The 20,605-nt window shown below is 63.0% G+C and carries 21 protein-coding genes and 1 riboswitch; of the genes, 3 read left to right on the forward strand and 18 right to left on the reverse strand.

All coding sequences use genetic code 11. The annotated features are described in order from the left end of the window. Positions 1-55: 55 nt before the first annotated feature. From AC0L2M_RS04335 to AC0L2M_RS04420, 18 genes are all read right to left on the reverse strand, one after another. A complete protein-coding gene (locus tag AC0L2M_RS04335) occupies positions 56-877 on the reverse strand; it encodes a biotin--[acetyl-CoA-carboxylase] ligase (protein ID WP_473534122.1) in 822 nt (273 codons plus the stop codon). 4 nt (positions 878-881) lie between these two features. Then, positions 882-2,318 (reverse strand): NADH-quinone oxidoreductase subunit NuoN, encoded by a 1,437-nt coding sequence (nuoN, locus tag AC0L2M_RS04340; protein WP_473534123.1) that lies wholly within the window; start codon positions 2,316-2,318, stop codon positions 882-884. Positions 2,319-2,337: 19 nt separating this feature from the next. Further along, on the reverse strand, positions 2,338-3,843 hold the full coding sequence (locus AC0L2M_RS04345; protein ID WP_091594338.1) for an NADH-quinone oxidoreductase subunit M: 1,506 nt from the start codon (positions 3,841-3,843) through the stop codon (positions 2,338-2,340). Continuing rightward, the gene (gene nuoL / locus AC0L2M_RS04350; protein WP_473534124.1) at positions 3,843-5,816 is read right to left on the reverse strand and encodes an NADH-quinone oxidoreductase subunit L; all 1,974 of its coding nucleotides are present in this window, start codon (positions 5,814-5,816) and stop codon (positions 3,843-3,845) included. Before nuoL ends, AC0L2M_RS04345 begins: the two co-directional genes overlap by 1 nt. A gap of 11 nt (positions 5,817-5,827) precedes the next feature. Then, positions 5,828-6,136 (reverse strand): NADH-quinone oxidoreductase subunit NuoK, encoded by a 309-nt coding sequence (gene nuoK / locus AC0L2M_RS04355; protein WP_023798863.1) that lies wholly within the window; start codon positions 6,134-6,136, stop codon positions 5,828-5,830. 1 nt (position 6,137) lies between these two features. Beyond that, entirely contained in the window at positions 6,138-6,758 is a 621-nt protein-coding gene (locus AC0L2M_RS04360; protein WP_023798862.1) for an NADH-quinone oxidoreductase subunit J, read from the reverse strand. A 126-nt stretch (positions 6,759-6,884) separates the two neighbouring features. Next, positions 6,885-7,376 carry an NADH-quinone oxidoreductase subunit NuoI gene (nuoI, locus tag AC0L2M_RS04365; protein WP_091594334.1) on the reverse strand — a complete coding sequence of 164 codons (492 nt, stop codon included), beginning with the start codon at positions 7,374-7,376 and terminating at the stop codon, positions 6,885-6,887. Further along, positions 7,373-7,624, reverse strand: coding sequence for a hypothetical protein (locus AC0L2M_RS04370; protein WP_091594332.1), 252 nt, complete (start codon positions 7,622-7,624; stop codon positions 7,373-7,375). The genes nuoI and AC0L2M_RS04370 overlap by 4 nt, the downstream gene beginning before the upstream one ends. Further along, complete coding sequence (nuoH, locus tag AC0L2M_RS04375; protein WP_023798860.1) at positions 7,624-8,667, reverse strand: NADH-quinone oxidoreductase subunit NuoH; 1,044 nt, start codon at positions 8,665-8,667, stop codon at positions 7,624-7,626. Before nuoH ends, AC0L2M_RS04370 begins: the two co-directional genes overlap by 1 nt. Position 8,668: 1 nt before the next feature. Then, positions 8,669-10,750: an NADH-quinone oxidoreductase subunit NuoG gene (gene nuoG, locus AC0L2M_RS04380; protein ID WP_473534125.1), complete on the reverse strand. Its 2,082-nt coding sequence runs from the start codon at positions 10,748-10,750 to the stop codon at positions 8,669-8,671. After that, entirely contained in the window at positions 10,750-11,061 is a 312-nt protein-coding gene (locus AC0L2M_RS04385; RefSeq protein ID WP_473534126.1) for a pentapeptide repeat-containing protein, read from the reverse strand. Before AC0L2M_RS04385 ends, nuoG begins: the two co-directional genes overlap by 1 nt. Before the next feature lie 8 nt (positions 11,062-11,069). Then, positions 11,070-11,762, reverse strand: coding sequence for an NADH-ubiquinone dehydrogenase (locus AC0L2M_RS04390; protein WP_473534127.1), 693 nt, complete (start codon positions 11,760-11,762; stop codon positions 11,070-11,072). 126 nt (positions 11,763-11,888) lie between these two features. Beyond that, the gene (nuoF, locus tag AC0L2M_RS04395) at positions 11,889-13,193 is read right to left on the reverse strand and encodes an NADH-quinone oxidoreductase subunit NuoF (RefSeq protein ID WP_027156088.1); all 1,305 of its coding nucleotides are present in this window, start codon (positions 13,191-13,193) and stop codon (positions 11,889-11,891) included. Between the two features lie 10 nt (positions 13,194-13,203). Further along, entirely contained in the window at positions 13,204-14,580 is a 1,377-nt protein-coding gene (nuoE, locus tag AC0L2M_RS04400) for an NADH-quinone oxidoreductase subunit NuoE (protein WP_473534128.1), read from the reverse strand. Then, the gene (locus AC0L2M_RS04405; protein WP_027156090.1) at positions 14,581-15,771 is read right to left on the reverse strand and encodes an NADH-quinone oxidoreductase subunit D; all 1,191 of its coding nucleotides are present in this window, start codon (positions 15,769-15,771) and stop codon (positions 14,581-14,583) included. 9 nt (positions 15,772-15,780) lie between these two features. Further along, the gene (locus AC0L2M_RS04410) at positions 15,781-16,380 is read right to left on the reverse strand and encodes an NADH-quinone oxidoreductase subunit C (protein ID WP_287219426.1); all 600 of its coding nucleotides are present in this window, start codon (positions 16,378-16,380) and stop codon (positions 15,781-15,783) included. A gap of 8 nt (positions 16,381-16,388) precedes the next feature. Beyond that, entirely contained in the window at positions 16,389-16,970 is a 582-nt protein-coding gene (locus AC0L2M_RS04415; protein ID WP_023798851.1) for a NuoB/complex I 20 kDa subunit family protein, read from the reverse strand. After that, positions 16,961-17,326, reverse strand: coding sequence for an NADH-quinone oxidoreductase subunit A (locus AC0L2M_RS04420; RefSeq protein ID WP_023798850.1), 366 nt, complete (start codon positions 17,324-17,326; stop codon positions 16,961-16,963). The genes AC0L2M_RS04415 and AC0L2M_RS04420 overlap by 10 nt, the downstream gene beginning before the upstream one ends. Positions 17,327-17,661: 335 nt before the next feature. On the opposite strand from AC0L2M_RS04420, the gene AC0L2M_RS04425 reads away from it, so the two are divergent. The 3 genes from AC0L2M_RS04425 (at position 17,662) to cobW (ending at position 20,600) form a co-directional block, all read left to right on the forward strand. Next, positions 17,662-18,861 carry a winged helix-turn-helix domain-containing protein gene (locus AC0L2M_RS04425; protein ID WP_473534129.1) on the forward strand — a complete coding sequence of 400 codons (1,200 nt, stop codon included), beginning with the start codon at positions 17,662-17,664 and terminating at the stop codon, positions 18,859-18,861. A gap of 29 nt (positions 18,862-18,890) precedes the next feature. Then, a riboswitch (cobalamin riboswitch) is annotated at positions 18,891-19,093 on the forward strand. A gap of 38 nt (positions 19,094-19,131) precedes the next feature. Continuing rightward, entirely contained in the window at positions 19,132-19,566 is a 435-nt protein-coding gene (locus AC0L2M_RS04430) for a DUF1636 family protein (protein ID WP_287219173.1), read from the forward strand. Further along, the gene (cobW, locus tag AC0L2M_RS04435) at positions 19,563-20,600 is read left to right on the forward strand and encodes a cobalamin biosynthesis protein CobW (RefSeq protein WP_287219171.1); all 1,038 of its coding nucleotides are present in this window, start codon (positions 19,563-19,565) and stop codon (positions 20,598-20,600) included. The genes AC0L2M_RS04430 and cobW overlap by 4 nt, the downstream gene beginning before the upstream one ends. Positions 20,601-20,605 lie beyond the last annotated feature (5 nt).

Here is a 20,605-nt window from a genome sequence, read left to right on the forward strand (position 1 = left end):
GCCCGTAAAAAACTTGGCCTGTCAAAACCTTGGCCTGCCAAACCTGGGGGGCCTGTCAAACCTGGGCCGACGCGACCGCACCGAAATGCACGTCGCCGGCAGCGATCGTCAGAACCGAACCCTCATCGTCGCGGATCACGAAACGGCAGTCCTCGTCAATGGTCTCGAACGTGCCGCGCACCACATTACCGTCAATTCTGACAGCAACCTGCCCGCCAAGCCCTGCCGCGCGCGCCAGCCAGCGCCGCCTGACGGCGGCCAGCCCGCGCCCATCGTTCCACAGCCGCGCATTCTCGCTCCAGGCATCCGACAGCGCCAGAAACAATGTCTCGGCATCGCAAGCAGCGCCCAGCGCGCTAAGCGATGTCGCGGGATAAGGCAAATCCTTGGGGTATGCCACCACATTGACACCGATGCCGACCGCCACCGCAAAGCGATCGCCTTCGAGTATCGCCGATTCCAGCAGGATGCCGGCAAGCTTGGCGCCGGAGGCAAGCACATCGTTCGGCCATTTCAGCTCGAAGCGGTTTTTTCCATCGCTGCCGCCGTCGAGGCCGATTGCGATCCTGCCCTTCGGCACGACGGCCTCGAGCGCATCGGCCAGCGCCAGCCCGGCGACGAAGCCGAGCGTCGCGGCCAGGCGAAGCTCGGCATTGGTGACCACCAGCAGCGTCGCCGCCAGATTGCCCTCGGGCGTCGCCCAGACCCGGCCGCGGCGGCCACGCCCGCTTTCCTGTTTTTTCGAAACGACCCAGAGCTTGCCCGGATCTCCCGCCCGCGCATGGTCGAGCGCCAGCGCATTGGTGGAACCGACGGTGTCATGAGCCTCGAGCCGGAACCCTTCCGAGGCCGCTGTTGGAGCCAGCCGAAATGCCATCCCGTCAGAAGAATGTCTTGGCGGCGGCTTCGGCATAGGTGCCGATCGGCCCGCCGATCAGCACGTAGAACAGCACGAAGGCGCCGCAGACGCCAAGCACGACGCGAAGCTCGGTCGCCATCGGCACGAAGCCGCCGACCGGTTCGTCGAACCACATGATCTTGATGATGCGCAGATAATAATAGGCGCCCACCACCGAGGCCAGCACGCCGATGATCGCCAGCGCGTAGAGGTTGGCGTTGATGGCGGCAAGGAACACGTACCATTTCCCCCAGAAGCCGGCGAGCGGCGGAATGCCGGCCAGCGAGAACATCAGGATGGTCAGGATCGTCGCCATGATCGGATTGGTCGATGACAGCCCGGCGAGATCGCCGATCTGTTCGACATTGCCTTCCTTGCGCCGCATGGCGAGGATGAAGGCGAAGGTGCCGAGCGTCATCACCAGATAGATCAGCATGTAGATGGCGACGCCGCGAACGCCGGCCTGGCTGTTGGCGGCGAGGCCGACCAGGGCGTAGCCCATATGGCCGATCGAGGAATAGGCCATCAGCCGCTTGATGTTGGTCTGGCCGATAGCCGCAAAGGCGCCGAGCAGCATCGAGGCGATCGAGATGAAGACGATGATCTGCTGCCAGTCGGCGGCGATCGGCTGGAAGGCGTCCATGGTGACGCGCACGATCAGCGCCATTGCCGCCATCTTCGGCGCCGCCGCGAGGAAGGCCGTCACCGGCGTCGGCGCGCCTTCATAGACGTCGGGCGTCCACATGTGGAACGGCACCGCCGATATCTTGAAGGCCAGGCCGGCCAGCACGAAGACCAGGCCAAAGACTAGGCCAAGCTGCCGCTCGCCGCCGCCAAGTGCTGCGGCGATCTCCTGGAAGCCGGTGTTGCCGGTGTAGCCGTAGACGAGGCTGATGCCGTAAAGCAGCATGCCCGACGACAGCGCCCCAAGTACGAAGTACTTGAGTCCCGCCTCGGTCGAGCGCAGATTGTCCCGGTTGATCGCCGCCAGCACGTAGATTGCCAGCGACTGCAGTTCGAGGCCGAGATAAAGCCCGATCATGCCGTTGGCCGAGATCATCAGCATCATGCCGAGCGTGCACAGCAGGATCAGCACCGGATATTCGAACTTGTCGAAATGCTCCGCCTTGGCGAAGCGCATCGACATGACCAGCGTCACCGCCGACCCGATCAGCGCCAGCACCTTCATGAAGCGGGCGAAGGGATCCTGGACGAAGGCTTCGCCGTAAGCGCTGCCCTGCCCGGTGGAAAAGATCGTCCAGACGCCGGCAACCACCAGGACGGCGACGGCAAGGCCGCTCACCGTGGTGGTGGTGTTGGCGCGCGAATAGGCGCCGAGCATCAGCAGCGCCAGGGCGCCGACGGCGAGGATCAGCTCTGGTGTCGACAGCGACAGGCTGGAGAGAAGGTCCGGCGTCATGGTTCGCAAACCTCTCGGGTCAGTTCGCCGCCGCGGTCTGCGCGGTGTCGATGGATGCGGTGACATTGGTGACGAGCGCCTTGACCGATGCGGCGGTCGCGTCGAAGACCGGCGCCGGGTAGACGCCGAAGAAGATGACCAGCACGGCCAGCGGGTAGATGATCACCTTCTCGCGCGTCGACAGGTCGAGCAGGCCTTTCAGGCTGTCCTTGGTCAGCGCGCCGAAGATCACCCGGCGATACAGCCACAGCGCATAGGCCGCCGACAGGATGACGCCGGTTGCGGCGAAGAACGCCACCCAGGTGTTGACCCGGAACACGCCGAGCATCGTCAGGAACTCGCCGACGAAGCCGCTGGTGCCGGGCAGGCCGACATTGGCCATGGTGAAGATCATGAACACGGTGGCGTATTTCGGCATGTTGTTGACCAGCCCGCCATAGGCGTCGATGTCGCGCGTGTGCATGCGGTCGTAGATGACGCCGACGCACAGGAACAGCGCGCCGGAGACCAGACCGTGCGACAGCATCTGGAAGATCGCCCCCTGGACGCCTTCCTGGTTCATCGCGAAGATGCCCATGGTGACGAAGCCCATATGGGCGACCGACGAATAGGCGATCAGCTTCTTCATGTCCTCCTGCATCAACGCCACCAGCGAGGTGTAGATGATGGCGACGACGGACAGCGCGAAGACCAGCGGCGCAAACATCTCCGAGGCGATCGGAAACATCGGCAGGGAGAAGCGCAGGAAGCCGTATCCGCCCATCTTCAGCAGGATGGCGGCCAGGATCACCGAACCGGCCGTCGGCGCCTCGACATGCGCGTCCGGCAGCCAGGTGTGCACCGGCCACATCGGCATCTTCACGGCGAAGGAGGCAAAGAAGGCGAGCCATAGCCAGGTCTGCATGGAGGCCGGGAAGTCGTGCGTCAGGAGCGTCGGGATGTCGGTGGTGCCGGACTGGAAGAACATCGCCATGATGGCGAGCAGCATCAGCACCGAGCCGGCCAGCGTGTAGAGGAAGAACTTGAACGAGGCGTAGACGCGCCGCTTGCCGCCCCACACGCCGATGATGATGAACATCGGGATCAGGCCGGCCTCGAAGAAGACGTAGAACAAGACGATGTCGAGCGCGCAGAACACGCCGATCATCAGCGTCTCCAGCAGCAGGAAAGCGATCATGTAGGCCTTGACGCGCTTCTCGATGGATTCCCACGAAGCCAGGATGCAGAGCGGCATCAGGAAGGTGGTCAGGATGACGAACAGCATGGAGATGCCGTCGACGCCCATATGGTAGGAGATGCCGGAATCCAGCCAGGCAAACTTCTCGACGAACTGGAAGCCGGGCTCCGCATTGTCGAAGCCGGTCCAGATGAACAGCGAGATGATGAAGGTGATACCAGTCGTCCACAACGCAATGGCGCGGATGTTACGGCGGGCATTCTCGCTGTCGTCATTGATCAGCAGAATGAACAGCACACCAACCAGCGGCAGGAAGGTGACCAGCGAGAGGATCGGCCAGGCGGTCATCAGAGCATCATCCAGGTGACGAATGCGGCAACGCCGATCAGCATGGCGAAGGCATAGTGGTAGAGGTAGCCGGTCTGCAGTTTGACGACCCGGTTGGTGACGTCGACGACGCGCGCCGAAACCCCGTCCGGTCCAAGTCCGTCGATCACGGTGCCGTCGCCGGTCTTCCACAGGAAGTGGCCGAGGCGTTTTGCCGGCCGCACGAACAGGAAGTCGAAGAGTTCGTCGAAATACCACTTGTTGAGCAGGAAGGCGTAGAGCCCGCGATGCTGCGCCGCCAGGTTCTTCGGCATTTCCGGCGCGCGGATGTAGAATTGCCAGGCAATCGCAAAGCCGATCAGCATGGCGACGAACGGCGACAGCTTCACCCAAAACGGCACTTCGTGGATGTCGTGCAGGATGTGATTCTCCGGCAGCGTGAACAGCGACGCCTTCCAGAACTCGGCATAGCCCTCGCCGATGAAGGCGCCATGGAAGATCACGCCGGCCAACAGCGCGCCGGCCGCCAGGATGTACAGCGGCACCAGCATGACCGGCGGCGATTCATGGACGTGGTGCATGACCTCGTGGCTCGCCCGCGGCTGGCCGTGGAAGGTCATGAAGATCAGCCGCCAGGAATAGAAGCTGGTGAAGCAGGCGGCGACGACCAGCAGCACGAAGGCAAGGCCGGCGACCGGATTGTGCGCGGCAAAGGCGCTTTCGATGATCGCGTCCTTGGAGAAGAAGCCGGCGGTGCCGATGACCGTCACCGGAATACCGACGCCGGTCAGCGCCAGCGTGCCGATCACCATCATCCAGTAGGTCTTCGGAATGAGCGTTCTGAGGCCGCCCATCCTGCGCATGTCCTGCTCATCAGAGACGGCGTGGATCACCGAGCCCGAGCCGAGGAACAGCAGCGCCTTGAAGAAGGCATGCGTGAACAGATGGAAGATCGCCGCGCCATAGGCGCCGACGCCGAGCGCCACGAACATGTAGCCGAGCTGCGAGCAGGTCGAATAGGCGATGACGCGCTTGATGTCGTTCTGGACGAGGCCGACGGTCGCCGCGAAGAAGGCGGTGAAGGCGCCGATGAAGGTGACCACGATCAGCGCCGAATGCGACAGTTCGAACAGCGGCGACAGCCGCGCCAGCATGAACACGCCGGCCGTCACCATGGTGGCGGCATGGATGAGCGCCGAGACCGGCGTCGGGCCTTCCATGGCGTCGGGCAGCCAGGTGTGCAGCGGCACCTGGGCCGACTTGCCCATGGCGCCCATGAACAGCAACAGGCAGACGACGGTCATCGCAGCCTGCTTGTCGAGCGCATAGCCGAGGAAGGTCAGCACGGCAGCGCCCTCCGGCGCGCCTTCGGCCGGAATGAACGTCGCCGCATTGGCGAAGATGGTGCCGAGATTGACCGAGCCGAACAGCACGAACACGCCGAAGATGCCGAGCGCGAAACCGAAATCGCCGACGCGGTTGACGACGAAGGCCTTGATCGCGGCGGCATTGGCCGACGGCTTCTTGTACCAGAAGCCGATCAGCAGATAGGAGGCGAGGCCGACGCCTTCCCAGCCGAAGAACATCTGCACGAGGTTGTCAGCCGTCACCAGCATCAGCATAGCGAAGGTGAACAGCGACAGATAGGCGAAGAAGCGCGGCCGGTTCGGGTCGTGATGCATGTAGCCGATGGAGTAGATGTGGACCAGCGCCGACACCGTGTTGACGACGACCAGCATCACCACCGTCAGCGTGTCGATGCGCAGTGCCCATGCGGCCTCCAGCCCGCCCGACTGGATCCAGCGCAGCACCGGCACGGTGAACACCTCGCCCTCGCCGAAGCCGACGGCGAAGAAGGCGACCCACGACAGCACGGCTGATATCACCAGGAAGCCGGAGGTGATGTATTCGGACGCCTTGGCGCCGAGCGACGTGCCGAACAGGCCGACGATCAGGAAGCCGAGCAGAGGAAGGAAGACGATGGCCTGATACATGGTGGTTTCCGTCAACCCTTCATCATGTTCACGTCTTCGACCGCGATCGAGCCGCGGTTGCGGAAGAAGACGACGAGAATGGCGAGGCCGATCGCCGCTTCAGCCGCTGCGACCGTCAGCACGAACAGCGCGAACACCTGTCCGACGAGATCGCCTAGCGCTGCCGAGAAGGCGACGAAATTGATGTTGACCGCAAGCAGGATCAGCTCGATCGACATCAGGATGACGATGATGTTCCTGCGGTTGAGAAAAATGCCGAACACGCCGAGCGTGAACAGGATCGCCGATACGGTCAGATAATGTGCGATGCCGACGACCATCTCAGATTCCTTCGCCCGTCTTGACCTTGCGGATTTCCATTCCCGTTGCCGGCGTGCGGCCGACCTGGGCGGCGATCGACTGCCGCTTGATGCCCGGCTTGTGGCGCAGCGTCAGCACGATGGCCCCGATCATGGCGACCAGCAGCACAAGGCCGGCAATCTGGAAATAATAGAGGTAGTCGGTATAGAGGATGTCGCCGAGCGCTGCCGTGTTCGAGCGGGCGGCAAGGTCCGGAGTGGGTTTTGCAACCGTCGCCGCCAGTTGCGGCGCGAACGTATAGCCGCCAAGCACGACGATCAGCTCAGCCGCCAGGATCAGCCCGACCAGCGCGCCGATCGGCGCGTATTGCAGGGCGCCTTCCTTCATCTCGGCGAAATCGACGTCGAGCATCATGACGACGAACAGGAACAGCACCATGACCGCGCCGACATAGACGACGAGCAGGATCATCGCCAGGAACTCGGCGCCGGTCAGCATGAACAGGCCAGCGGCATTGAAGAAGGTCAGGATCAGGAACAGCACAGAATGCACGGGATTACGCGCCGAAATGACCATGAACGCCGACGCCACCGCGACAAAGGCGAAGAGGTAGAAAAAGGCCGCCTCTAGTCCATTCAGCATGGGTTCCCCCGGGTTCCTGTCCGAACAGGATGTTCGTCCTGTTCGATGTGTGGCTTGGCTCCGCCTCCGGTGCCGAAGCCGCGTGTTCCTTAAACGAGGCCTCTCGCCCCGTCCATGCGTCAAATGTCAGCGGTACGGCGCGTCCAGCGAGATGTTGCGCGCCAGTTCGCGCTCCCAGCGGTCGCCATTGGCCAAGAGCTTGTCCTTGTCGTAATAAAGTTCCTCGCGCGTCTCGGTCGCGAACTCGAAATTCGGTCCCTCGACGATTGCGTCGACCGGGCAGGCTTCCTGGCAGAAGCCGCAATAGATGCACTTCACCATATCGATGTCGTAGCGCACGGTGCGGCGGGTGCCGTCGTTGCGGCGCGGGCCGGCCTCGATGGTGATCGCCTGCGCCGGGCAGATCGCCTCGCACAATTTGCAGGCGATGCAGCGTTCCTCGCCGTTCGGATAGCGGCGCAGCGCATGCTCGCCGCGAAAGCGCGGGCTGGTCGGCCCCTTTTCGTGCGGATAGTTGATCGTCTCCTTCGGCGCGAAGAACTGGCGCATCGACAGGAAGAACGCGCTGACGAAATCCTGCAGCAGCAGCGATTTTGCGGCTTGATACAGCGTGCTCATTCAGCACCCCCAAACATTTGCAACGCGACCGCGGCGCCCATGACGCCACACGCAAGCGGAGAAACCACAAGGTAGAGTCTACGGATCAAATGCTCGCGCATTTGCTTTTCCTCGACGGAAACGGGCAGGCCGAGCCCTTTTGAACGCCCAAACATGTGCAGCGCAGTCGGCAACGCGAAAACAGACGTCAGCCATGCCACCAAGGCGCCAGCAGCGGCGCCAAGCACCAGGATTGCCGGATCGCCCATCACGCAAACCCCGTGATCTTGAGGAACGCGGCGACGATCACCACCATCGCCAGCGAGATCGGCAGGAAGACCTTCCAGCCGAGCCGCATCAGCTGGTCGTAGCGGTAGCGCGGCACGAAGGCCTTCACCATCGAGATCATGAAGAACACCAGGCAGACCTTGAGCACGAACCAGATCAGACCCGGCACCCAGGTGAAGGGAGCGAAGTCGAAGGGCGGCAGCCAGCCGCCGAGGAACAGGATGGTGGCCAGCGCGCACATCAGCACGATGGCGACATATTCGCCGAGAAAGAACAGCAGGAACGGCGTCGACGAATATTCGACCATGTGGCCGGCAACGAGTTCCGATTCGGCTTCCACAAGGTCGAAGGGCGGACGGTTGGTTTCGGCCAGCGCCGAGATGAAGAAGATGACGAACATCGGGAACAGCGACAGCCAATGCCAGTCGAGGAAGGTGTTGGGCAGGCCAACCCTTGTGCCCAGCCCGTCCTGCTGCGACAGCACGATGTCGGACAGGTTGAGCGAGCCGACGCAAAGCAGCACGGTGACGATGACGAAGCCGATCGAGACCTCGTAGGAAACCATCTGCGCCGCCGAGCGCAACGCGCCGAGGAACGGATATTTCGAATTGGACGCCCAGCCGCCCATGATCACACCATAGACCTCGAGCGAGGAGATGGCGAAGACGTAGAGGATGCCGACATTGACGTTGGCGATCGCCCAGCCCTCGTTGACCGGGATCACTGCCCAGGCCGAGATCGCCAGCACCGCCGAAACCAAGGGCGCCAGCAGAAAAACGCCCTTGTTGGCGCCGGACGGAATCACCGGCTCCTTGAACACGAACTTCAGAAGGTCGGCGAAAGCCTGCAGCGTGCCCCATGGGCCGACGACGTTCGGGCCGCGGCGCAACTGCACCGCCGCCCAGATCTTGCGGTCCGCGTACAGGATGTAGGCGACGAAGATCAACAGCACGACGATCAGCACGACCGACTTCAGCAGGATGAGCAGCGCCGGCAGCACGTAGAAGGAGAAGAAGGTGTCCATGCTATTCCGCCGCCTGCCTAAAACCGTTTTTCGCCAGCGCCGAGCACTCCGCCATCACTGCGGAAGCCCGCGCGATCGGGTTGGTCAGGTAGAAATCCTTGACCGGCGAGGTGAAGCTGCCCTTGCCAAGCCGCCCGCCAAGCTTCGCCACCTTGGCGATATCGTCGGCATTGCCGGCCGCGACCTGGTCGATGCGGGCAAGATGCGGGTATTCGCCATAAAGCTTTGCACGCAGCTGCGGCAGCGAATCGAACGACAATCTCTTGCCCAGCACATCCGACAGCGCCCGCAGGATCGCCCAGTCCTCGCGCGCATCGCCCGGCGCGAAGCCGGCACGGTTGGTCAGCTGCACCCGGCCCTCGGTGTTGACGTAGGTGCCCGATTTTTCGGTATAGGCGGCGCCCGGCAGGATGACGTCGGCGCGGTGCGCGCCGTGGTCGCCATGCGTGCCGATATAGACGACGAAGGCGCCGCCGATGCTGGCCATGTCGATCTCGTCGGCGCCGAGCAGGAACAGCACGTCCATATCGCCCAGCATGCCGGCGACGTTCTTGCCGCCCTCGCCCGGCACGAAGCCGACATCGAGACCGCCGACACGCGCCGCCGCAGTGTGCAGCACGGCAAAGCCGTTCCAGTCGGGTCTCGCAGCATTGACGGCCAGGCTGAACTTCGCCGCCTGGCCGAGCACGGCCGCGCCGTCCGAGCGCGACAGCGCGCCCTGACCGACGATGATCAGCGGATGCGTCGCATTCTTCAGCACCTCAAAAAACTTGCCGTTGCCGTCGGCCAAATCCTTCAGCGATTCCGGTCCGGCGCCGAGCTGCTCATAATCGTAGCGCGTATCGCCGACATCGCCGATGACGCCGACCGGCAGGTTGCCGAGCCGCCAGCGCTTGCGGATGCGGGCGTTGAGCAAGGACGCCTCGAAGCGCGGATTGGCGCCGATGATCAGCACCGCGTCGGCCTGCTCGATGCCCTCGATGGTCGGGTTGAAGAGATAGCTTGCCCGGCCGAGCGACGGATCGAGCGCGGCGCCATCCTGGCGGCAGTCGGTGTTCTTCGAGCCGAGCGAGGCCATCAGCAGCTTCAGCGCATAGATCTCCTCGACGGCGGCGAGATCGCCTGATATGGCGCCGATCTTGTCGGGCGCGGTGCTCGACACCGCTTCCTTGATCGCGGAAAAAGCCTCGGCCCAGCTTGCCGGGGCCAGCTTGCCGTTCTTGCGGACATATGGCCGGTCGAGGCGCTGGGTGCGCAAGCCGTCCCAGATGAAGCGGGTCTTGTCGGAAATCCACTCCTCGTTCACCGCCTCGTTGGTGCGCGGCAGGATGCGCATCACCTCGCGGCCTCTGGAATCGACGCGGATCGCCGAGCCGACGGCGTCCATGACGTCGATGGATTCGGTCTTGGTCAGTTCCCAAGGCCGCGCCTGGAAGGCGTAGGGTTTTGAGGTCAGCGCGCCGACCGGGCAAAGGTCGATGACGTTGCCCTGCAGTTCCGATGTCATCGCGCTTTCGAGATAGGTGGTGATTTCGGCGTCCTCGCCGCGGCCGATCAGGCCGAGCTCCGAAATGCCGGCAATTTCGGTGGTGAAGCGGACGCAGCGCGTGCAATGGATGCAGCGGTTCATGATCGTCTTGACCAGCGGCCCGATATATTTGTCTTCGACCGCCCGCTTGTTCTCGTGATAGCGCGAGGAATCGACGCCGAACGCCATCGCCTGGTCCTGCAGGTCGCACTCGCCGCCCTGGTCGCAGATCGGGCAATCGAGCGGATGGTTGATCAGCAGGAATTCCATCACGCCTTCCCGGGCCTTCTTGACCATCGGCGTGTTGGTGAAAATTTCCGGCGTTTCGCCATTTGGTCCGGGGCGCAGATCGCGCACGCCCATGGCGCAGGACGCCTGCGGCTTGGGCGGCCCACCCTTCACCTCGATCAGGCACATGCGACAATTGCCGGCGATCGACAGCCGCTCATGGAAGCAGAAGCGCGGCACTTCGGCGCCGGCGTCCTCGGCTGCCTGCAGCAGCGTGTAGTGGTCGGGTACAGTAATCTCTTTCCCGTCGACCTTGAGCTTTGCCATCAATTGCCCCCGGCGGTCTTCGCCGTCTCATATGCCTGGAACAGGTCTTCAAGGCTGATGCCGTTGATCATCATGCCCGCAACCCGCGCGTTTTCTATCTTCACGTTGCTCATGTTTACGTTGGTGAAATACGCGTTCGAAAGATTGGCGTCTTCCACCTTGGTGTTGCTCAGGTTGGTGCGGTGGATCCTGGCCGCCGACAGGTTGACGTCGTGAAACCGGGTGTTCGACATGTTGACGTCATCGAAACTGGAATTGCTGACGATGGCGTTGCGCACGTCGAGAACATCGCGCCTGTCGTGGACCTCCATCGCGTCGCCTACCTCTCGGCCTTTGCGGCCAGCGCCGCTGCCTGGCCAAGCCAGTTGTCGCGACCGATGCGGCCCTTGAACGACAGATAATCGTCGACCCAGGCGATCTCTTCCGGCGTCCATGTCGCGATCTGGCCGTAGGTCCAGATGCCCAAGCCGTTCAGCACCTGTTCCAGCTTCGGCCCGATGCCCGATATTGCCTTGAGGTCTGCCGGGTTTTCCGGACGATCCATTGCCTTGGGCTGCTTGAAATCCTCCGGCATCAACCCGGCCGGTGCGGCAGCCGCATCCACCACGCTGCGTGCATCATCCATGCTGTTCGCGGCTATGTCATTCACGTTCCTGGCGAAGGACTGCGCCTCGGCGATCAAGGTTTTCGTCGCCGCGCGCGCCTTGGTCGAGGAGTTTGTCCCTGTCTGCGAAAAGCGTTCTACCCTGGCATCGAAATCGCCGACGATCGGCTGGAAGAGCCGCTGCGAGGCCTCGGCGGCGCCCGAGAGCACGCCCATCCACAACCCAAAGGCATGATTGGCAAGCCCGATGCCGAGCGCCGACATCGCTGCCGCACCCGCGACAGGGTGCGCCAGAAGATTGACGGCGCTGGCCATCTCCTTCGGCATCATCCTGGTCAGGTCCTGGTTCATCTTCTCGAACGGGTCCAAATCTGGCATCAAATGTTCGGGTCTCGAATTCAGCGACATAGGTAGTCTCCTGGTCGTTTCTTCCGTATGCCCCGGCCTGTTTCCTCAAATCGGGCATTCGCCCGTATTTCAGATCGGGCTCTTGCCCGCATTCCAATCGGGCAATCGCCCGCTTCAAATTCTTCTCTATTCCGCCGCCACCATCACCGGCTCTGCCCGGTGCGCATTGCGCGAAAACTCGTCGATACGCCGCTCCACCTCGCCGCGGAAATGCCGCATCAGGCCCTGGATCGGCCACGCCGCCGCATCGCCCAGCGCGCAGATCGTGTGGCCTTCGACCTGTTTGGTCACGTCGAGCAGCATGTCGATCTCGCGCTTCTGCGCCTCGCCGCGCACCAGCCGCTCCATCACCCGCCACATCCAGCCGGTGCCTTCGCGGCACGGTGTGCACTGGCCGCAGCTCTCGTGCTTGTAGAAGTAGGAAAGCCGGGCGATCGCCTTCACGATATCGGTCGATTTGTCCATGACGATGACAGCCGCCGTGCCGAGACCCGATTTCAGGTCGCGCAGCGCATCGAAATCCATCGGCGCATCGATGATCTGCTCCGCCGGCACCAGCGGCACCGAAGCGCCGCCCGGAATGACCGCCAGCAGATTGTCCCAGCCGCCGCGAATGCCGCCGCAATGCGTCTCGATCAGCTCGCGGAACGGGATCGACATCGCCTCTTCGACGGTGCACGGCGTGTTGACGTGGCCCGAAACGCAGAACAGCTTGGTGCCGACATTGTTGGGCCGGCCAATGGACGAGAACCAGGCAGCGCCACGCCGCAAAATGGTCGGCGCCACCGCGATGGACTCGACATTGTTGACCGTCGTCGGGCAGCCATAGAGGCCGACATTGGCCGGAAACGGCGGCTTCAGCCGCGGCTGGCCCTTCTTGCCTTCGAGGCTTTCGAGCAGCGCCGTTTCCTCGCCGCAGATATAGGCGCCGGCGCCATGATGCATGTAGATGTCGAAATCGTAGCCGGACGTGTTGTTCTTGCCGATCAGCTTGGCCGCATAGGCCTCGTCGATGGCGCGCTGCAGCGCCTCGCGCTCGCGGATGAACTCGCCGCGCACATAGATGTAGGCGGCGATCGCGCCCATGGCGAAGCCGGCGATCAGGCAGCCCTCGACCAGCGTATGCGGATCGTGGCGCAATATATCGCGGTCCTTGCAGGTGCCGGGCTCGGATTCGTCGGCGTTGACGACGAGATAGCTCGGCCGGCCGTCGCTCTGCTTGGGCATGAACGACCATTTCAACCCGGTCGGGAAGCCAGCGCCGCCGCGGCCGCGCAGGCCTGATGCCTTCATCTCGTTGACGATCCAGTCGCGCCCCTTGGCAATGATGCCCGGCGTGTTGTCCCAAGCGCCGCGCGCCATCGCACCGGCCAGCGACTTGTCGAAGCGGCCGTAGATGTTGTTGAAGATGCGGTCTCTGTCCTGAAGCATTGTTCGTCCCTCAGACCGGCTTCTTGCCGAAAACGCGGATATATTCGGCGACCCCGCCCTTGGCCAGCGCCTTGGCCTGCTTGACCCAGTCTTCGCGCTCGATGCGGCCGTGGAAACTGAGATAGCCATCGACCCACTCGCGCTCGGCCTTCTTCCAAGACGCGACTTGCGCGTAGGTGAAGATACCAAGCGAATGCAGGATGCCTTCGATCTTCGGGTCGACGCCCGAGATCAGCTTGAGATCGTCGACCAGCGCCGGCCTCGCGATGCTGGCCGGACGGTTCTTGTCCTCGAGCGAAGGCTTGCCCGTCTTGGCATTGCCCGTCTTGGCATTGGTCGGCTTGGCACTGGTCGGCTTGGCATTGGTCGTCTTCGCGGCGGCCGTCTTACCGGCAGCGCCGAGCTGCGTGCCCTTGGCTTCCGGCGCCTTGAAAGCAGCCGCTGGCTCAGCCTTGACTATCGGACCGCTGCGCTGTTTCAAAACCTTTTCGACTTCCGGCGCGGCCTTGTTGGCGTTGGCCGCCGAATGCCGCGGCGCTCTGACGCTCGCCGCCTTTTCCGTATCCGGTGCGACCTTTGCCGGAGAAGGCGTCTCCAGCGCCGGGCTGGTTTCGGGCGCATCGGTCTTCGGCTTGCTGGCCTTCGACGGCGCAACGGGGCCGGCCGATGCCTGGGCCAGAGCCGCTGGCGCCGCGACAATTGCCGCTGGCGCTGCCTCCCTGGCGGCCTTGGCGGCTGCCTTGGCGTCCTTGTCGCGGGTCGTCTTCAGGATTGCCTTTTCGCTCTTCAGCGTCGTCAGGCCGGTGATCGGCTCGGAGGTGATGCGGCCGTTCTGCGGCCCCGGCGTCACCGAGGCGCCCTTGCCGGCATCATAGAGGTCGATGATCTCGGCAAGCCGCTCCGGCGTCAGATCCTCGAACGTATCCTTGAAAATCATCACCATCGGCGCGTTGACGCAGGCGCCAAGGCATTCGACCTCTTCCCACGACAGCGTGCCCTTGTCGTTGGTGTGGAACTGGTCGTGATGGATTTTCGAGCGGCACAAATCCATCAGCGCTTCCGAGCCGCGCAGCATGCAGGGCGTGGTGCCGCAGACCTGGATATGCGCGCGGGTGCCGACCGGATTGAGCTGGTACTGGGTGTAGAAGGTCGCGACTTCGAGCCCTCTGATGTAGGGCATGCCGAGCATGTCGGAGATCGTCTCGATCGCCGCCTTGGTCACCCAGCCTTCCTGCTCCTGCGCCAGCATCAGCAACGGGATGATCGCCGACTGCTCGCGGCCCTTCGGATATTTGTTGATCCATTGCTTCGCCGCTGCCGCATTCGCCCGGTTGAAGGCGAAGGAGACTGGCTGGAGGCTTGCTTCTGCGAGACGGCGGACTGACATTTATCGATCGACCTCACCAAACACGATATCGAGTGAACCCAACACGGCGGTGACGTCGGCCAGCATGTGGCCGCGGCACAAAAAGTCCATGGCCTGCAGATGCGCGAAGCCGGGAGCGCGCAGCTTGCAGCGATAGGGCTTGTTGGTGCCGTCCGAGACCAGGTAGACGCCAAACTCGCCTTTTGGGGCTTCGACCGCCGCATAGACCTCGCCGGCCGGCACGCGGTAGCCCTCGGTGTAGAGCTTGAAGTGATGGATCAGCGCTTCCATCGAGCGCTTCATCGCCGCGCGCTTCGGCGGCACCACCTTGCCGTCGAGGTTCGACACCGGCCCGCTGCCTTCCTTGCCGAGCAGCAGGTCGACACACTGGCGCATAATCTTGGCCGACTGGCGCATCTCTTCCATGCGCACGAGATAACGGTCGTAGCAGTCGCCGTTCTTGCCGATCGGAATGTCGAAATCCATCTCGGCATAGCATTCATAGGGCTGCGACTTGCGCAGATCCCAGGCGACGCCGGATCCACGCACCATGACGCCGGAAAAGCCCCAGGCCCAGGCGTCGGCCAGCGAGACGATGCCGATGTCGACGTTGCGCTGCTTGAAGATGCGGTTGCCGGTCAGCAGTGCGTCGAGATCGTCGAGCGATTTCAGGAACGGGTCGATCCACGTGCCGATATCCTCGACGAGCTGCTGCGGCAGGTCCTGGTGGACGCCGCCGGGCCGGAAATAGGCTGCATGCATGCGCGAGCCGCTGGCCCGCTCGTAGAACACCATCAGCTTTTCGCGCTCGACAAAACCCCACAGCGGCGGCGTCAGCGCGCCGACATCCATCGCCTGCGTCGTCACGTTGAGAATGTGCGACATGATGCGGCCGATCTCGCAATAGAGCACGCGGATCAGCTGGCCGCGCTTCGGCACCTCGATGCCGAGCAGCCGCTCGGCGGCCAGCGCGAAGGCATGCTCCTGATTCATCGGAGCGCAATAGTCGAGCCGGTCGAGATAGGGCACGGCCTGCAGATAGGTCTTGGCTTCGATCAGCTTTTCAGTGCCGCGATGCAACAGTCCGATATGCGGATCGACGCGATCGACGACTTCGCCGTCCAACTCAAGAACGAGCCTCAAAACACCATGCGCTGCAGGGTGTTGAGGTCCAAAGTTGATGTTAAAATTGCGGACGGAGGTTTCAGCCATTCTGGCGTCTCAATTCGTCTTGGCTTTCTCGTCGCCCGGCAGAACGTAGTCCGTCCCTTCCCATGGCGAGAGAAAATCGAAATTGCGGAATTCCTGCTTCAATTCCACCGGCTCGTAGATGACCCGCTTGGCTTCGTCGTCGTAGCGCACCTCGACGAAACCGGTCAGCGGAAAATCCTTGCGCAGCGGATGGCCTTCGAAGCCGTAGTCGGTCAGGATTCGCCTGAGATCGGGGTGGCCCGAGAACAGCACGCCGTAGAGATCGTAGGTCTCGCGTTCGAACCAGTCGGCACCGGGATAAACGCCGGTGATCGACGGCACCACCGTCTCCTCGTCGGCCTGGACCTTGATGCGGATGCGAATATTCTGCTTCGGCGACAGCAGGTGATAGACGACGTCGAAGCGCTTGGGCCGCGACGGATAATCGGCGCCGCAGACGTCGATGATCGAGATGAACTGGCATTTTGGATCGTCGCGCAGGAAGCTCACCACCTCGATCAGATCCTGCGGCTCGACCGAGATCGTGAGTTCGCCATAGGCAAACACCGCTTCGCCGATCCGGCCGCTCAGCTTCTCGCCGAGATAGGTCGAGAGTTCATTCAGGCTCATCATCGCGCTCACCGCTCGATCGTGCCGGTGCGGCGGATCTTCTTTTGCAACAGAAGGATGCCGTAGAGCAGCGCTTCCGCGCTCGGCGGACAGCCGGGCACATAGATGTCGACAGGCACGACGCGATCGCAGCCGCGCACCACCGAATAGGAATAGTGGTAATAGCCGCCGCCATTGGCGCAGGAACCCATCGAGATGACGTAGCGCGGCTCCGGCATCTGGTCGTAGACCTTGCGCAGCGCCGGCGCCATCTTGTTGGTCAGCGTGCCGGCGACGATCATGATGTCGGACTGGCGCGGCGACGCGCGCGGCGCAACGCCGAACCGCTCCGAGTCATAGCGCGGCATCGAGGTGTGGATCATCTCGACCGCGCAGCAGGCAAGACCGAAAGTCATGAACATCAGCGAGCCGCTGCGCGCCCAGGTGATCAGCGCCTCGGTCGAGGTGACGAGAAAGCCCTTGTCGGCCAGTTCGTCGTTGATCTCGAGGAAGAAAGGATCATTCGCCCCCACCGGCTTTCCGGTGCTGGGGTCGAGAATGCCTTTTGGCTTCGGCGCGACGAGCGTGCCGGAATTGTCGCTCAATCCCATTCCAGCGCTCCTTTCTTCCATTCATAGGCAAAGCCGATGGTCAGCACCGCCAGAAACACCATCATCGACCAGAAGCCGAGCATGCCGATCTGGCTGAAGGACACTGCCCACGGAAACAGGAAAGCCACCTCCAGATCGAAGATAATGAACAGAATCGACACCAGGTAGAAGCGGATGTCGAACTTCATGCGGGCATCGTCGAACGAGTTGAAGCCGCATTCATAGGCGGAGAGCTTTTCCGGATCGGGATTGCGGTAGGCCACCAGGAAGGGTGCGGCAAGCAGCGCCAGGCCGACGACCAGCGCCACGCCGATGAACAGGACGATGGGCAGGTACGAACTCAACAATGCGTTCATGCTGCAGCTTTCCGTTGGCGGCCAATCCACTCTGATTACAGCACCGGACCCACTTGCGGAAGCGTGACAGTTTAACCACTGAACCGTTTTAGGGGGCTCTATGCTGCAACGCGGCGAGGGTTAGCGCAGGGCTTTCGGCGAAGCAAGTCAAACCTTGTTCAAAACACGGTGCTCGACGGCATATCCGGATAAACTGGTCCAATCCGCTCCTGTTTGATTTCCTTCGCTTTTTACTCCACTTTTCTCTCCTGACATGGATGCCGCCAGAACCCTGCTAGCATGGTGCGGAATCATCTCTCCCACCTTTGGTCGAACGCCGACAGAGTGCCGTCTGCATGAAGGAAAAAATCTCGCTCGCCATGGCCCGGCGCATCGCGCTTGCCGCACAGGGGTTTGCCGATCCTCGCCCTAACGGCACGCCCGATCGCCGCCATCTGGCCCGTGTGCTTGCCCGGACCGGTCTGCTGCAGATCGATTCCGTCAGCGCGGTGGTGCGTGCCCATTATATGCCGCTCTATTCGCGGCTTGGCCCCTACCCGCTCGCCCTGCTCGACAACGCCGCCGTGACGCGCAAGCGCAAAGTCTTCGAATATTGGGCGCACGAAGCCTCCTTTCTGCCGGTCGAAACCTATCCGCTGATGCGCTGGCGCATGGAACGGGCCGAGCGCGGCGAGGAAATGTATAACGGGCTGGCCAAGTGGGGCCGCGAACGCGCCGCCTACATTGAAGACATTTATCGCGAGGTCGTCGAACGCGGCCCGATCGCCGCTTCCGCCCTGGAGGGCCAGAAAGGCTCAGGCGGCTGGTGGGGCTGGAGCGACGCCAAGCACGCTTTCGAATGGCTGTTCTGGGCCGGCCGCATCACCACCGCGTCGCGTCGTGGCTTCGAGCGGCTTTATGATCTGCCGCAGCGCGTGCTGCCGCCGGCGACACTTGCCCTGCCGGTGCCCTCGCCTGAGGATGCGCACCGCGAATTGCTGCGCATCTCCGCCCGCGCCCACGGCGTCGCCACAGCAGGCGACCTGCGCGACTATTTCCGCCTCTCTCCCGCTGATATCAAAGGCCGCATTGAGGAACTGGTCGACGCCGGTGATCTTTTGCCGGTTCGGGTCGAAGGCTGGAGCAAGCAAGCCTATCTTCACAGGGACGCCCGTTTTCCGCGCAAAATCGAGGCGCGCGCCTTGCTCGCTCCGTTCGATCCGGTCGTCTTCGAGCGGGCGCGCACGGAACGGCTGTTCGACTTCCGCTATCGCATCGAGATCTACACCCCTGCCGAAAAGCGCCAATACGGCTATTATGTGCTGCCGTTCCTGCTCGGCGAAAGGATCGTGGCGCGCATCGACCTTAGGGCTGACCGCCGGGCCGGCGTGCTGCGCGTCCATGCCGCCTATGCCGAGCCCGGCGCGCCGCCGCAAACCGCCGCCGAACTTTTTGAGGAATTGCAGTTGATGCAGGGCTGGCTCGGGCTCGAACGCATCGAGGTGACGCCTGCGGGGGATCTGGGTTCGGCTCTCGCCGACATTGCGGCGTCGTAGACGTGCGTTGACACGACTGCCTCCACAAGCCTAAATCCGGTTCAGACGGTCTCCTCTCGGCAAAGGGAGGAGCCAAGAGGGAATGCGGTGCGAAATCCGATTTCAAATCCGCGGCTGTCCCCGCAACTGTAAGCGACGAGCCAAGGCCGATAACCACTGGGAAAATCCCGGGAAGGCGGCACCAAGGCGATGACCCGCGAGCCAGGAGACCTGCCGTCTAGGACATAAAAATCCGATCGCCTGGCGGGTTTTCCGGGCAAGGAGCCTGATTTGGAACGCGACAGCAGTTTTTCGGCTGAGACAGCGGGCGTATTGTCCGGCGATGATGATGCTCTGGCCGACGTCACCGTGATCGTCTGCGCCTCCTGCCGTGACGAGACCGGCTCCGACGGCCATCCCCGCGCCGGCGAATTGTTGGCCGAAGACACGCGCCGCGCCGCCTCTGGCGAAAATATCCGTATCCGCAGCGTCGAATGCCTCGGCAACTGCAAGCGCCGCCTCAGCGCCGCTATCCTGCGCGACGGCTGCTGGAGCTATGTCTTCGGCGACTTGACCGCGACCAGCGGCGCCGATCTCATCACCGGCGCAAAACTCTTCGCCACCTCGACCGACGGCCTCATCCCATGGCGCGGTCGCCCCGATTGCCTGAAGCGCGGCCTCGTTGCCCGCATCCCTCCCCTCGACCTTTCGAAGGACCAGATATGACCACTTCCGTCTCCCGCGTGCCCTGCACCGTCGTCACCGGCTTCCTCGGCGCCGGCAAGACGACCCTGATCCGCCATCTGCTCGAAAACGCCGGCGGCAAGCGGCTGGCCATCATCGTCAACGAGTTCGGCGACATCGGCATCGACGGCGAGATTCTTAAGGGATGCGGCATCGACACCTGCCCTGAGGAAAACATCGTCGAGCTGGCCAATGGCTGCATCTGCTGCACCGTCGCCGACGATTTCGTCCCCGCACTCGACCAGATCCTGTCGCTGACGCCCAGGGTCGACCATATCCTGATCGAAACCTCCGGGCTGGCCCTGCCCAAGCCGCTGGTCCAGGCCTTCCAGTGGCCGACGGTGAAGAGCCGGGTGACGGTCGACGGCGTCATTGCCGTGGTCGACGGACCGGCGCTGGCCGAAGGCCGCGTTGCCAACGACATGGACGCCCTGCAGGCGCAGCGCGCGCAGGACGAGACGCTCGACCACGACGATCCAGTCGAGGAGGTGTTCGAGGACCAGCTCGCCTGCGCCGACCTGATCATATTGTCGAAGAGCGACCTGATGGACGCCACCGGCTCGGCCCGCGCCAATGCCGTCATCGGCAAGCACGCCGCCCGCGCGGTGAAGATCGTGCCGACCTCGCAGGGCAAGGTCGATCCCTCCGTGCTGCTCGGCCTCGGCCTTGCCGTCGAGGACGACATCGAGAACCGCAAGACCCACCACGACGACGAGCTCGATCACGAGCATGACGATTTCGACTCGTTCGTCATCGATATTCCGTCGATCGCCAATCCCGATGAGCTGGCTTTGCGTGTCGCCACGGCGGCGGAGGAAGAAAACGTGCTGCGCGTAAAAGGCTTCGTCGAGGTCGGCGGCAAGCCGATGCGACTGTTGCTGCAGGCTGTCGGGCCGCGCGTCAACCACTACTACGACCGCGCCTGGACTGCCGACGACGACCGCCGCTCGCGCCTCGTCGTCATCGGCCTGAAAGGGCTGAACCGCCCGGCCATCGAGCGTATTCTCGCCGGCTGACCTCA

The organism is Mesorhizobium sp. WSM4806, assembly GCF_055811635.1.